The organism is Kitasatospora dryopteridis, assembly GCF_050749075.1.
In the GTDB taxonomy this organism is placed as follows: Bacteria; Actinomycetota; Actinomycetes; order Streptomycetales; family Streptomycetaceae; genus Kitasatospora.
This window is the reverse complement of the sequence record NZ_CP192749.1, coordinates 8,013,788-8,027,315: the sequence shown is the minus strand read 5'-3', so window position 1 is coordinate 8,027,315 and position 13,528 is coordinate 8,013,788. Positions and strand designations below refer to the sequence as shown.

Annotated in this window: 10 protein-coding genes; 4 read left to right on the top strand and 6 right to left on the bottom strand. The window is 74.4% G+C overall.

Features of this window, described 5'->3' with window-relative positions; all coding sequences use genetic code 11:
- Positions 1–24: 24 nt before the first annotated feature.
- Positions 25–831: an SAM-dependent methyltransferase gene (locus ACQ614_RS36670; RefSeq protein WP_431683442.1), complete on the bottom strand. Its 807-nt coding sequence runs from the start codon at positions 829–831 to the stop codon at positions 25–27.
- Positions 832–1,060: 229 nt separating this feature from the next.
- On the opposite strand from ACQ614_RS36670, the gene ACQ614_RS36665 reads away from it, so the two are divergent.
- Both ACQ614_RS36665 and ACQ614_RS36660 read left to right on the top strand, forming a co-directional pair.
- Positions 1,061–2,002 carry an ion transporter gene (locus ACQ614_RS36665; protein WP_431683441.1) on the top strand — a complete coding sequence of 314 codons (942 nt, stop codon included), beginning with the start codon at positions 1,061–1,063 and terminating at the stop codon, positions 2,000–2,002.
- A 134-nt stretch (positions 2,003–2,136) separates the two neighbouring features.
- Positions 2,137–3,465 carry a cytochrome P450 gene (locus ACQ614_RS36660; RefSeq protein ID WP_431683440.1) on the top strand — a complete coding sequence of 443 codons (1,329 nt, stop codon included), beginning with the start codon at positions 2,137–2,139 and terminating at the stop codon, positions 3,463–3,465.
- A 13-nt stretch (positions 3,466–3,478) separates the two neighbouring features.
- On the opposite strand, the gene ACQ614_RS36655 is transcribed toward ACQ614_RS36660, so the two are convergent.
- From ACQ614_RS36655 to ACQ614_RS36645, 3 genes are all read right to left on the bottom strand, one after another.
- Positions 3,479–3,748, bottom strand: a complete 270-nt coding sequence (locus ACQ614_RS36655; protein ID WP_431683439.1) for a hypothetical protein — start codon at positions 3,746–3,748, stop codon at positions 3,479–3,481.
- Positions 3,749–3,872: 124 nt separating this feature from the next.
- On the bottom strand, positions 3,873–4,250 hold the full coding sequence (locus ACQ614_RS36650) for a hypothetical protein (protein WP_431683438.1): 378 nt from the start codon (positions 4,248–4,250) through the stop codon (positions 3,873–3,875).
- 168 nt (positions 4,251–4,418) lie between these two features.
- A complete protein-coding gene (locus ACQ614_RS36645; RefSeq protein ID WP_431684115.1) occupies positions 4,419–4,919 on the bottom strand; it encodes a gluconokinase in 501 nt (166 codons plus the stop codon).
- 381 nt (positions 4,920–5,300) lie between these two features.
- Between ACQ614_RS36645 and ACQ614_RS36640 the strand changes: the two genes are divergently transcribed.
- Both ACQ614_RS36640 and ACQ614_RS36635 read left to right on the top strand, forming a co-directional pair.
- Entirely contained in the window at positions 5,301–7,058 is a 1,758-nt protein-coding gene (locus ACQ614_RS36640) for a cation:proton antiporter (RefSeq protein ID WP_431683437.1), read from the top strand.
- On the top strand, positions 7,055–8,356 hold the full coding sequence (locus tag ACQ614_RS36635) for a DUF2254 domain-containing protein (RefSeq protein WP_431683436.1): 1,302 nt from the start codon (positions 7,055–7,057) through the stop codon (positions 8,354–8,356). The genes ACQ614_RS36640 and ACQ614_RS36635 overlap by 4 nt, the downstream gene beginning before the upstream one ends.
- 28 nt (positions 8,357–8,384) lie before the next feature.
- On the opposite strand, the gene ACQ614_RS36630 is transcribed toward ACQ614_RS36635, so the two are convergent.
- Together ACQ614_RS36630 and ACQ614_RS36625 are read right to left on the bottom strand one after the other, a co-directional pair.
- The gene (locus tag ACQ614_RS36630) at positions 8,385–9,377 is read right to left on the bottom strand and encodes a helix-turn-helix domain-containing protein (protein WP_431683435.1); all 993 of its coding nucleotides are present in this window, start codon (positions 9,375–9,377) and stop codon (positions 8,385–8,387) included.
- A gap of 152 nt (positions 9,378–9,529) precedes the next feature.
- Positions 9,530–13,240: a S8 family serine peptidase gene (locus ACQ614_RS36625; RefSeq protein WP_431683434.1), complete on the bottom strand. Its 3,711-nt coding sequence runs from the start codon at positions 13,238–13,240 to the stop codon at positions 9,530–9,532.
- Positions 13,241–13,528: the final 288 nt, after the last annotated feature.

Sequence of the window (13,528 nt, the reverse complement as noted above, 5' to 3'; positions counted from 1 at the left end):
CGAGAACGGCTCCCGGGGCGACCGTCAGGCGGGGACGCGGCGCAGCATGAGGGTGTTGTCCGTCCGGGTGGCGGGGAGGCCGTCGGGGCCGGTCATCGGCTGGACGTGTTCGGCGCTGCGGAGCAGTTCCCAGGCCCCGGCGGGCAGCCGGAGCGCCTCGTGGACCTCGGCGGGTGTGGGCAGCGAGCCGTGCGCGTGGCCTTCGTCCGTGCCGTCGAGCCAGGACGGCGGGCCGCTGTGGCCGACCACCAGCAGGACGCCGCCGGGGGCGACGGCCTCGGCGGCCCTGCGCAGGATCGCCTCCCGCGGGAGCTCGACCGCGGAGTGCAGGAACTGCGCGGACACCAGGTCGTAGGCGCCCTCGGGGAACCCGGTCGCGAGGTCGGTCCGCCGGAAGTCGATCAGGTCGGCGACGCCGGCCTCCTCGGCGTGCTCGGCCGCCCGGTCGAGGGCGACCCGGGAGATGTCGACGGCGGTGACCTGCCAGCCCTGCCGGGCGAGCCAGACCGCGTCGGCGCCCTCGCCGCAGCCGAGGTCGAGGGCGCGGCCGGGCGGCAGGTCGGCGGCCTCGCGGACCAGCGCGGCGTTGGGGTTGCCGCTCCAGATCCGTTCCTTCTCGCCGTACCGGTTGTCCCACCACTCCTCGGTCGACGGCGATCCCGCGCCGTCCGCTCCGCCGTGCCGGTGGCCGTGGCCCTGGTGGTCCTCGTGGCCCTCGTGGCCCTCGTGGCCCTGGTGGCCGTGCCGGTGGCCGCCGGGGGTGGGCCGGCATGCGGCGCGCTCGCCGCCACCGTCTGCCGGGTCCGGGATCTGCCGGGTGTCTGTCGTCATGGTGCGTCCCTCCGTTCACCTGCTCCGATCGTGGACCCGAACCGCCGCATCCGACAAAGCCTGTTGCCGAACCGGCAAACCGCGGCCGCCGGGGCGCAGGCGCGCGGCGGAACGGCCCGCGCCCCAAGGACCCGCGTGTGTGCCCGAACGGAGGAGTGACCACCGGCGCGGAAGATCGTTGACCGGCATGGCGCGGCGGTGGGCCGCGGACTGCCGTGGAGGGGATGTCATGACGAGCGCTGGGAACGCACCGGCGGGCCGGGCGGTACTCGCCGCACGCTGCCGGGCCCTGACGGAGGCGCCGCTCTTCGGGCTCGCCGTGTTCGCCGCCATCCTCGCCAATGCGGCTCTGCTCGGCGTGGAGACGTACAGCGGCCTGGCCGCCGAGTACCAGCAGGCCCTGCAGGCCGCCGAACGCGCCTGCCTCGCCGTCTTCACCGTGGAGATGCTGCTGCGGCTCGGCGCGCACGCCGACCGGCCTGCACGGTTCTTCCGCGACCCGTGGAACCTCTTCGACCTGGCCGTCCTCGCCTCGGCCTTCCTGCCGCTGGTGCGGGAGAACACCACGGTGCTGCGGCTGCTGCGGCTCGCCCGGGTGCTGCGGACGGCCCGCTTCCTGCCGCAGCTGCGCATCCTGCTCGTCGCCGTCGGCCGCAGCCTGCCCGGCACGGTGAGCTTCCTGTTCGTCGGCGCGCTGGTGCTCTACGTGTACGCGATGGTCGGCTGGGTCTGCTTCGCCGACAGCGACCCCGGGCACTACGGCTCCATCGGCAGGGCCCTGCTCACCCTCTTCCTGCTGATGACCCTGGACGGGCTCGGCGAGGCCGTGCACGCCGGGCTGGAGATCTCGCGGCTGAGCGTCCTCTTCTACGCCTCGTACGTCCTGCTGGCCTCGTTCGTGCTGGTCAACGTCCTGATCGGGGTGGTGCTGAACTCGCTGGACGAGGCCCGCGCGATGGAGGCCGGCGAGGACGGCGCGGCGTCCCTCCCCCGGGCAGCGACACCGGGCGCGCCGGAGCCGGCGGAACACGCGGAGGAGCTGCGCGAGCGGATCGCCGCCGTACGCCTCGCCCTGGCCGAACTCGAGGCGGGCCTCGGCCGCCCGGCCGGTGCCCCGGCCCCGGCCGCTCCGCCGCAGGTGACGGCGTCCGACATGGACACCGTGGCCTGACCGGAAAGCCCCTGATCCGCCGTCACCCCCGGCAGCCGTCACCCGAACGGCTCCCCCGGTACGCAGAGCCCTGGATAGCATACGCAGCGTCAGCAGGAGCTGCCCCGGGGCGGCGCACCGAGCAGGAGCAGACCATGGTCACGCAGATCCCTCCGGCAGGTCCCGCCGAGCAGCCGGGCGGCGGGGCTCCGCCGGCCGTGCCCGAACTGCCGGAGGAGGAGGTCGCGCGGTGGCGCTCCGCGGGCCTGGGAATGGCCGACCTGCTGGCCTCCGCCGCGGCCCTCGGCCCGGTCGCGGCCTTCCGGCTCGGCCCTGCGCCGACGGTGGTGGTCACCGGGCCGGAGGCCGTCCAGCACGTCCTCGCCCGGCACCCGGACCGCTACGTCAAGCGGTCGCACCGCGGCCGCATCCTGCTGGGGGACGGCGTGCTCTCCGCGGCCGGCGAGCCGTGGCGCTCGCAGCGGCGGCTGCTGCAGAGCCAGTTCACCGGCCCCGGGATGCGCCGCTACGAGCAGCGGATCACGGAGGCCGCACAGGACTGCGCCGAGCGGTGGGCGGGCCATGCAGGCTCCGGGCGCAGTGTCGACCTGCGCGAGGAGATGCGCCGGTTCGCGCTGGACACCATCTGGCGCTCCCTCACCGGCCACCCGCTGGAGGACGGGACGGCCACCGAACTGGCCGCACTGGACGCCGTGGTCGCCGCGCTGCCGGTGCTGCCGACCGATGCGGAGGACGCGCGGGCCGCCGTCGCCGGTGAGCTCGCCCGCATCGACGGGGTCGTGCTGCGCGCCGTGGAAGCGGCCCGCTCTGAGCCGCCGGGCCCGCACGGCCCCGGGCTGCTGCACGTCCTGCTGGAGGCTGCGGCCGACCGCCCCGAGTACACCGACCGGCTGATCCGGGACGAGTTCGTCACCCTCATGGTGGCCGGCCACGAGACCACCGCCACCACGCTGACCTGGCTGCACCTGCTGCTGGACGCCCACCCCGGGGCTCGGGTGCGGGCGCTGGAGGCGGGCCCGGCGGGTTCGCCGGAACGCCGGGCGGCCCTGCAGGCGCTGGTCAGCGAGACCCTGCGGCTCTACCCGTCGGCGTGGATGCTGCCCCGGCACGCCACCGAGGACGACGTGCTGGCCGGACGGCGTGTCGCGGCCGGTACGGACGTGCTGGTCTGCCCCTACCTGGTGCACCGCGATCCGGTGCTGTGGCCCGACCCGGAGCGCTTCGACCCGGAGCGCTTCGCCCCCGGCCGGCGGCCCGCCCATCCGGGCGCCTATCTGCCCTTCGGGATCGGTGCCCGGGCCTGCCTGGGCCTGCAGTTCGCGCTCCGTGAGGCGGTCGCGCTGCTGGAGCGGCTGCTGCCCGCCTTCGTCCCGCGCCTGGCGGGGCCCGCCCCCGCGCCGGTCTTCGACCTGGTGGTGCGGCCCGGCGCACCGGTCACGGCGACGATCGCGCGGGCCGGCTGAGCCCGGCGCGGGCTCAGGGGGTGTCGCCGCGCCAGTCCCAGTGGCGGGTGTCGCCCTCCCTGGGCGCGTAGGTCGCGCGGCCGCCGGGGCCGTGGGAGCCGATCTCGGTGGGCAGGGCGGCGCCCTCGGCCAGCTCGGCCTCGCTCCAGCCCGTCACGTCCAGCAGCAGCCCGTCCAGCGGGCCCGCCACCAGTTCGCGGTAGGCCCGCCCCGGCCTGGGCCCGGGGTCGGGATCGTCGTAGTCGGCCCCGTAGACGCGGCCGCGCATCAGGTGCTCGTCCATACCGGCAGCATCGCAGCCTGCACCGACACTGCCGGGCATCCGCCCCGCGAGGCGGCCCGGTGGCGTTCGGCCGGGCCGTCGAGCACGGTCGACGGCGGCTCGGCACGGCGGCTCCCGCCACCGGCTACCAGACGAGGACGCCGCCGCCGACGGCGCGTGCACGGTCGCAGGCGTCCTCGATGTTCCGCAGGCGCGCCGAGATCTGCCGGACGTGCTCCTCGGGTGCCTTCGCCGAGTCGGCGCCGCGGGCCACCCGTTCGAGGTCGGCCCGGAGGGCCGCGCACTCCCGGCGGAAGTCCGGCACCTGCTCGGCGGCCACCCTGAGGTCCCCGGTCGCGAGCACCGGGAAGAACTCCGTGCCCAGCGAGCGGACCGCCTCGGAGCCCCACACGGTGGTGCGCCAGCTCTCGAAGCCCGCCAGGTCGGACACGCCCTCCGGCACGTCCAGCACCTCCGTCCGGCCGTCGGCGCCGGTGACGAACACGTCCACGGACAAGGTCATGGCCTCATCCGACCACGGCCGCGGTGCCCCGGTCCACGGGGTTTCCCCCGGCCCGCCACGGCTGGGGCCGCTGCTCGAGGGACTCGGTCCACTCGTCGACCGTGACGACCTCCGGCTGCCGCGGGAAGCTCCGTTCGACGAGGGCCCGCCCTCCGGCCGGGGCGCCGTTCATCGCGGAGGCCGGCGCTCGAGGTCTGCGAGAGCCGCCTCGACCGCCTCCAGGACCGCCTCGCGGCCGGCGGTGGCATCCACACGCAGCCCCGGCTCGCCGGCCCGCAGCGGCTCCAGTACTTCGTACTGCGATGTGATGAGGGCCGCCGGCATGAAGTGCCCCGCCCGGTGCGCGACCCGGGCGCGCGCGTCCGCGGGATCCAGGTCGAGCTGAAGGAACCAGACACCGGGCCCGGCCGCCCGAAAGAGCTGCCGGTACGCGTACTTGAGGGCGGAGCAGGAAATCACAGCGCCCTCCCCGGCCTGCGTCGCCGCGCCAATCCGGGCGGCGACGGCACGGAGCCACGGCACACGGTCCTCGTCGTCCAGCGGCTTTCCCGCCGACATCTTCGCGATGTTCGCCGCCGGGTGGAGATCGTCGCCCTCCACGAAGGGCACACCGCGGCGCCGGGCGAGCAGCCTGCCCAGGGTCGTCTTCCCCGAACCGGACACTCCCATCACCACGACGATTGTTGGTGCCGTCCCCGATGTACCCATCGTGCTCCCCGCGTCGTTCCGAGGTTGCTCCCGGGAAACTCTTCCGCATGTTCGGGCCGATCCGGCCCGGCCTTCGCCGCACACCCCGCTTGGTGCGCCCGGACGGCCGAACAGCCCGACGGTCGGGGTACGCGCGCTGGAGGCGTCCGGCGGTGCCGCGCCGACGTAGCCGGCCGACCGCTCACAGAGCGTCATGACGACCCAGAAACACCTTTCTGCCGGACCGCGGTCACCGGGGCCGATCGGGTGACGGTCGCCGTGTCTGCCCGCCTGCGGCAGTGCCGGTCCGCGGAATGCGATTCAATCCCACGGTGCCCCAGGCACTCGACAGGGAAGGCGGCTGTGACCGACGAAGAGATCCTGCTGGGTATCGCCCTGACCGTCGCCCTCGCCACCGGTTCGCAGGTCCTGGCGAACAAGCTGCGCGTCCCCGCGCTGATCGTGCTGCTGCCGGTCGGGTTCACCGCCGGTGCCCTGACGGACGTCATCCATCCCGGACGGCTCGTCGGGCCGGACTTCCCCGCGCTGGTGTCGCTGTCCGTCGCCGTGATCCTCTACGACGCCGGCCTCGGGCTGAACCTGCGCAACCTCACCGGCCGCACCCGGGGGATCGTCGGGCGGCTGCTGGTCATCGGCATCCTGGTCACGTTCTTCGCCGTGTCGGGCATCGGCCCGGCGCTGTTCGGCATCCCCCTGCGGGTGGCCGCGATGATCGGCGTGATCCTCGTCGTGTCGGGCCCGACCGTCGTGGGGCCGCTGATGGAGTTCGTCCGCCCGACCGACAAGGTGCGGCGCATCCTGATCTGGGAGGGAACCCTCACCGACCCGATCGGCGGCATCCTCGGCGCCATCGTCTTCCACGCCGTCGCGACCACGGGGCGGATCGACATCGGCCGGGGCTACCAGATCGGACAGTTCCTCATCAGCATGGGCGTCGGCCTCGCGGGCGGCGCCGTCGGCACCGCCGTCCTCTGGCTGGCACTGCGCAAGCTGCGGCTCGGCGAGACACTCGGCACCCTGGCGCAGCTGGCGACGGTGGTCGTCGTCTCCGCGGGCTGCGACATCGCCCGGGACGACACCGGCCTCATCGCCGCGATCGTCACCGGACTCGCCGTCACCAACCTGCCGGGCCTGGACATGCCGGCCCGCCGGCCCTTCCTCGAAACACTCGTTCAGCTGATCATCGGCCTGCTGTTCATCTCCATCTCCTCCTCCGTCCCCCCTTCGTCCGTGGTGCCCGTGCTCGTCCCCTCCCTGATCCTGATCGCGGTCCTCGTCCTCCTCGTCCGGCCGCTCGTCGCGTGGGCGGCCGCCCGCGGCTCGGAACTCACCACGGGCGAGTGGGGCTTCATCGGGTGGATGGCGCCGCGCGGCATCGTCGCCGCCTCGACCGCGTCCGCGTTCGCCGCCGCCCTCGTGGAGAAGGGACTGCCCGGCGCATCCAAGATCCTCCCGATCACCTTCCTCGTGATCGTGGGCACGGTCCTCCTCTACGCGCTGACCGCCGCACCCGTGGCCCGGCGCCTCGGCGTCGTCCGGCCGAGCCGGACCCGGCCGCTCCTCGTCGGCGGCGAGCCGTGGGTGATCGGTCTCGGGAAGGCCCTGCAGTCGGCGGGCCTCGACGTGCTGATGTGGGCGGGCCTCGACGAGGAACGCGAGCAGATCAGGGCGGCCGGCCTCGAACTCGCGCACGGGGAGATGCTGGCGACCGCGACCAACCCGCGGGCACGCCTGGAGGGCGTCACCGCGGTGTTCCTGCTCACCGACGACGACGACTTCAACGCGCTCGCCTCGGTCGTCGTCAAGGACAACGTGGAGGGGCCCGTCTACCGGGTGGGGCCGCCGCAGGACAGCCACGGCGTGGTCGCGCCGTTCACGGGAGGCGACATCCTCTTCGGCCGCGAACTCGTCCGGCACCGCCTGGCGGCCCGCTTCGCGCAGGGTGCCCGCTTCCTCGTGCAGCCGGCCTCCCGGCCGATCCCGCCGGACCACGACGTCCTCTTCGTCGTCCGCCCCGACGGCAAACTGGACCCGGTCACCGAGTCGCGGCCCGCCGCCCTGTCACCGGACGACACCGCCGTGCTGCTGGGCCCCGCATGACGACCTGGGCAGCCCGGTTCCGGCTGCGGCAGTACGCCAAGGCCAGCCTGTGGATCGTCCCGCTGTTCGGGCTCGTGCTCGGTGTCGCGCTGGCCGAGGCCGCGACCGCCGCGGACGGGGCGTCCTGGCTGCCGAAGACCTGGGACTACTCCGCGACGACCGCGAGCAGCGTCCTCAGCTCCGTGGTCGGCTCGATGATCGCGCTGCTCGGCTTCGTCGTGACCATCGGCGTCCTGGTGATCCAGCAGGCCACCGGAACGCTGTCCCCGCGCTACATGCGGCTGTGGTACCGCGACCGGCTGCAGAAGGCCGTACTGGCCACCTTCACCGGCACGTTCTCGTTCGCCTACACGTTGCTGCGGAGCATCGAGTCCGACTCCGTCCCCAACCTCGGCGTCACGCTGGCCGGCATCGCCGTCTCCGTCAGCCTGCTGCTCCTGCTGATCTACCTCAACCGTTTCACCCACAACCTGCGCCCGGTGGCGATCGCCGACCTGGTGGGACGCATGGGCGAGCACGTGCTGCACCGCGCCGCGGCGGGAGTCCGGGAGGCGGCCGTGCGCGAGGCCGGGCCCGTCCTGCCGGGCGGGTCGGTGACCCGGGTCCGGGCCGAGCGGGGCGGGGTGATCCAGGCGTTCGACGCGGCCGGGATGGTGTCGCTGGCGACCCGGCACGACTGCGTCCTCGTCATGGCCCACGTGGTGGGCGACTTCGTGTCGCCCGGCGCCGTCGTCGTCGAGATCCACGGCAACACCTCGGCGCCCGACCCGCAGGAGGTGGCCGGGCGCCTCGCCCTCGGTGCGGAGCGGACCATCGAGCAGGACCCCGCCTTCGCCCTGCGCATCCTGGTCGACATCGCCGTCAGGGCGCTCTCCCCGGCGGTCAACGACCCCACCACCGCGGTGCAGGTGCTCAACCACGTCGAGACGTTCCTGCATGCGGTCGGGCGCGTCGGGCTCCGCGGCCACTACGTGCTCGGCGACGGCGGCGGACGGCCCCGGCTCGTGGTGCCGGGCCGGGCCTGGGAGGACTACCTCCGGCTCGCCGTCACGGAGATCCGCGACTACGGCGCCGGCTCCGTCCAGGTCTGCCGACGGCTCCGGGCGATGCTGGAAGGGCTCCTGGAGACCCTGCCCGACGCGTGCGGGCCGGCCCTCCGGGCGGAGCTCGCACTGCTCGCGGACGCGATCGGACGGGAGTTCACCGATGCGCCCCGCCGGGCCGAGGCCGAAACGGCGGACCCGCAGGGCATCGGCGGAGGACGGCACCCGGGCCCGAGCGGTGACATGGGCTCCTGACCACCCGTCGGGCCGAAGCGGGCGGGGTTCACGCCCAGCCGCGGCGGGCCGCCTGCCAGCCGAGCTGGATGCGGGTCTCGACGCCGGCCCGGGCCATCAGGTCGGTGATCCTGCGCTGGACGGTGCGGCGGGAGATGCCGAGCTGGCCGGCGGCGGCCTGGTCGGTGAGACCGGCCAGCACCAGGGCGAGGATGCGGGAGTCGAGTTCGTCGATCTCGTCCGGCCTGCTCTCCGCGAGGCCGTCGCCGACGGTGTTCGCCGCGATGGGGAAGGCCGCCTGCCAGGACGTCTCGAAGTACGCGATCAGCGCGTCGAGCAGGCCGCCCGCGTGGACGAGGACGGATGCGGCGGCGGTGTTCCGGGCCGAGCTGAGCGGCACCATGGCGACGCTGCTGTCGGCGATCACGAGCTTGACCGGGACGTGGTCGGCGACGCGGAGCTGCTCGCCCTCGGCGAGGCTGGCGAGGACGTCCGCGACCATGCCCGGCCCGGTGAGCGCCGAGCGCTGCAGGATCGCCCGGTAGCGCACTCCGCGGCGCAGTCCGGCGCGGCCGGCCTCGTTCTGCGGGTGCGGGACGACGGTGAGGTTCGGCACGATCATCGAGCGGACCTGATGGCGGGCCGAGTGCTGGATCTGGGCGAAGCGGTGGCGCACCGCGGTGATGTCGGTGAGGACCTCGACGGCGCCGGAGGCGCGGTCGCGGGCGGCCCGGTGGTGCTGGTCGGCGAGTTCGGCGAGGCCTGCCTCGGCGGCGTGCAGTTCGTCCCGCCGCTGGCGGAGCACCGCACCGAGGGCGATGTCCGGCGGTGCGGCGGTGTAGACCGTGCCGGCCTCCCGGCCTTCGGCGCCCGGGGCGGCCGTGGCCAGTCCGCGGGCGGCGAGCGCGGCGAGCAGGCCGCCCACCTCGTCCGTGGTCCGTCCGGTGTCGGCGGCGAGTTCGGCGACGCTTCGGTCGACCCGGGCCGCCAGAAGCCGGTAGACCTCCTCCTGGGCGGGGTCCAGCCCGAGCGCAGCGAACATGAGCAGTCCTCACTTCACGGTCCTGGCGCGCGAGGATACGACAGACGGCCCCGAGGCGGAACGCCCGGGGCCGTCCTGGCGGCAGAGGCCCGCGTCTTCCGGCGGGCCTGCGCCGCCCCGGCGGGTCGCCGACCCGCCGGGGGCGACAGGAGCTACGGCTCTGCGCGGCCGTGGCGCACGGGGCCGGACAGCCCGTACGCCCTGATCACCTCCTGGGTGACGCGGTTGCCGGCGCTGTCCCGGGCCGTCGCGCGGAGGGAGACGAAGCCGCGGGAGGGGGCGTCGAACCGGGCCGTCCAGCGCCCGGCGGCGGTGCGCTCCAGGCCGACGGGGTGCCAGGCGGCACCGTCGTCGTAGGAGACCTCGAGGGTACCGTCGGTGACGGCGCCGGTGCCCGCGGCACCGGGCAGGTGGCTCGCCGACAGGCCGACCGTCTGCCGCCCGCCCGGCCGGTTGCCCGCCAGGTCGGTGGAGAGCTGGTAGTCCAGCTGGAGGAGTGCCATCACGTCGACCTCGTACGGATCGGTCACCGGGGCGGACCTGACCGTCCACACCGAGTGGGTACGGGGTGTGAGCCGGTAGAGCGCGGGGTCGCGTTCGGCCTTCAGGTCGAGGGTGTAGGTCACCGGACGGTCCGGCACCGTGTCGAGGTAGAGCGACGGCCAGGCCGAGGTCTTCACGAGTTCGCCGTCCTGGTAGGCCTTCAGCGTCACCGTGTTGGCGTCGTCCACCATGATGCCGCCGTGGTCGGTGCCGCTGTCCGTCCACGGCTGGATGTTGATCTCCACGTAGCCCGACTGCCGGCTGGACCACCAGAAGCCGCTGCCGTTGCGGGGGTGCGCGACCGGCGCGTACCAGTCCCGGGTCGTCTCGGTGTGCGGTCGGTAGGTCACCATGCCGGACCGGGACTCGAGCACCAGGCCCGGCCCGGTGAGGGAGTCCTCCGCCCATGTGGTGCCGGGCTGGGCGGAGACGTGGTCGGTACGGGTGCCGGGCATGTCGACCCGCTGCAGGAAACCCACCGAGTAGGCCCGGTAGGGGCGGTAGTCCCAGCGGTACTCGCCACTGGAGTAGGTGGTGTCGCCGTGGAAGCGCATCCGGACGGTGGCGAGGTCCTCCGCCTTCGGCCGGTACGTCAGGTCCGCCGGGATCCGGTCCGGCTTCGGGTCCACCAGATCGTAGACGTACGGCGAGTTGCGCACACCCTTGAGCGCCAGCTCGGCGCCGCCGCGGTCGGCGGCGGCGAGCAGGGGCGCACCCTCCCCCGCCGTGACGGAGACGACGGGGACGGCGCTCTCGGTGCCGGCGTCCGTGCCCACCCACTCGTAGAGCTTGCCGGGGCCGTCGTCGACCACGATCAGCAGAGCGGCGCCCGCGTCCGCGGCGGCCCGCGCCCGCTGGCTGCCGGTCAGCCCGGGGGACGCCGTGACGACCGCGATCCTGCCCTTCACCCGGTGGCGCGCGTAGTCGGCGGGTGTGCCGGTGCCGGCGTGGACGGCCTCCAGCCGGGCGGTGCCGTCGTACACCGCCGATCCGGCCTGGTACTGGAGCGTGACGGGCCGTCCGTTCCGGCTGACGGTCAGCTGCGGTGCGGCCTTGCGCCAGCGGGTCTCGTACTCGAACGCGCCGCGGGTCACCGCGCGGGTGGGCAGCACGAACAGGCTGTCGTCGGTCGGGGAGAGGATGTACTGCCCGGCAATGGTGCTGCCGGCGCCGTCGGATCGGTACCAGTCGGCCGACACCAGACGGTCCTCGGCCTCCTGCGGCACCTGCGCGGTCGCCTCGACCGCTCGGGAGGCGTCCAGGTCGATACTGCGGTCGCCGTCGAGGACGATCTCCGGGTCTCCCAGCAGCGCCAGGCCGACCGAGTCGGCGCCGTGGCTCCCGGCCACCCGGAGGTAGCAAACGGCGCTGTAGGTGCCGGCGGGCAGCCGCACATCGGCCCGGCCGGTGGCGTCGACCGCGATGAACGACGGGTCGGGGACGCCGAACGTCTGCAGCTCGACGGTGCCCGCGGCGGGCCGGCCGGCGCGGTCCTTGAGCGAGATGTGCAGGGTGTGGCGCTGGTCCTCCTTGTACAGGCCGAGCTGCGTCCGGGCCCGGACGGTGCCGGAGGCGTCGGTGGCGGTGACCCGGCCGAGATAGCGGCGGCCGTTCGCGCCCATCCGCGGCTCGGCGGTCGCGGTCACGCTCGCGGTACCGTGCGCGGGCACCGTGACCGTGTCGGCGGAGAGCGAGAACATCCCGGCGGGCGCGGCGGCGCCCGCGTCGGCGCCGGGGTCGACGTCGTACGGGCCGCCGGCCACGGCCGCGCTCTCGGCGAGCCGCAGCACGAGGTCCGTGCCGCCGTCGTTCCGGTAGGTGACCGTGCGGGAGACGGCCGGCTCGTCGGTGTGCGGCCACGCGTCGAAGCCGAACCAGACCGAGCCGGTGCCGGTGACCGTGGATGCGACCGAGGACGTCAGGTCGACCCGGCCGGCGCCGACCTGGTAGGCCGTGGTCCCGGCCAGCGGGGCGGACGTGCTCATCAGCGCGTCCTTGAGCCGGCTGCCGGTCCAGTCCGGGTGCTGCTGCGCCAGGACGGCCGCCGCACCCGCGACGTGCGGAGTCGCCATCGACGTGCCGCTCATCGCCTGGTAGTAGCCGCCCGCGGCGGTGCCGCCGGCCTTGGCCGCCAGGATGTCGACGCCGGGTGCGGCGATGTCCGGCTTGAGGGCGTAGTCGCCGTGGCGCGGTCCCATGGTGGAGAAGGACGCGAGCCGGTCCTCGTCGTCGACTGCGGCCACGGTCAGGGCCGCGTCGGCGGCACCGGGCGCGCCCATCACCGCCTCCTGCCCGGCGTTGCCGGCCGCGACCACGAACAGGGCACCGCTCTGCGCGCTGAGCCGGTCGACCGCCAGGCTCAGCGGGTCCGTGCCGTCGCTGGGGTCGGAGCCGCCGAGGCTCATGCTGACCACCTTGGCGTGCTGGGCCGCGGCCCACTCCATGCCTGCGATGACCCACGAGTCGTCACCGGAGCCGTCGTCGCCCAGTACTTTGCCGATCAGCAGGTCGGCGCCGGGTGCGACGCCCTTCTCCCGGCCGTCGGAGGCTGCGCCGCTGCCGCCGACGGTGGAGGCGGTGTGCGTACCGTGGCCGTTGCCGTCGTCGACGCCCTCCCCCGGTACGAAGCTCTCGGCCTGTGAGACCCGACCGTTCAGATCCGGGTGGCCGCGGTCGATACCGGTGTCGAGCACGGCGACCTTGACGCCCTTGCCGTCGAGGCCTGCGGCCCAGGCCCCCGGGGCGCCGATCCGGGCGGTGCTGGTCGCCAGCGAGGCTTGCACCTTGCCGTCCAACCAGATCCGGTTGACGCCGCCCGACAGCCGGGCGGCGACCGGCTGCGCCGAGGCCGGCACGGCCGCCGCGCCGGCGGTCGCGGCCACCGTGTCCCAGGTGTCCCTGGTGTGCTTCTTGGCGACCTTGAGAGCGGCGCCGTTGATGCTGGGCAGTGTCCGCACCGTTGCCGAGCCCTTGGGAGCCCGCCCCGCGCCGGGTGCGGCACCAGTACGGGGGACGGCCGCGTCGTAGCCGACGATCAGTGGAATGCCGTCGCTGTGCGCGTCGTCGTAGCCCTGGGCGATCAGTGACGTGACGTCGAACAGCCGCCGGTCGAGCGCGCCCGCGGCGAGGAAGGGCACGGCCTCGTCGGGGAGGACGTACAGGTCCTTGCCGATGTTCTCGGTCCGCACGCCGCCGGGCGCGCCGGGCGGTCTGGCGACGTCGACGGCCTGCCGGCCCTGTCCGAGGTCCATGACCCGGACGACGTCGCCGGTGATGAGGGTGACGCTGTGGGTGGCGCCGCCCGGTCGCGCCGCGGACACCGTCGGAAGCGCGCCGCGCGCCGTCGCACCGTCGGCCGGTCCGGCCACGAGAACGACCACCGACGTGCAGGCCACTGCTGCGGTCAGGATCCTCCGACCGGGGCGGTGGCGGGGTATGGGGGGAGTCATGTGACGGTCCTACAGGTGCGCGACACAGCCCCGGAACGGCCCCGGCCTGGCACAAAAGAGCCAGGTCCCACATGTGCCACCACCGCCTGCAGCCACCGGCCCGCATCCCTGACCGGGGTTCACCCGGCAAGGCGCCGGCCGGTCGCGGACGCCCTGGTG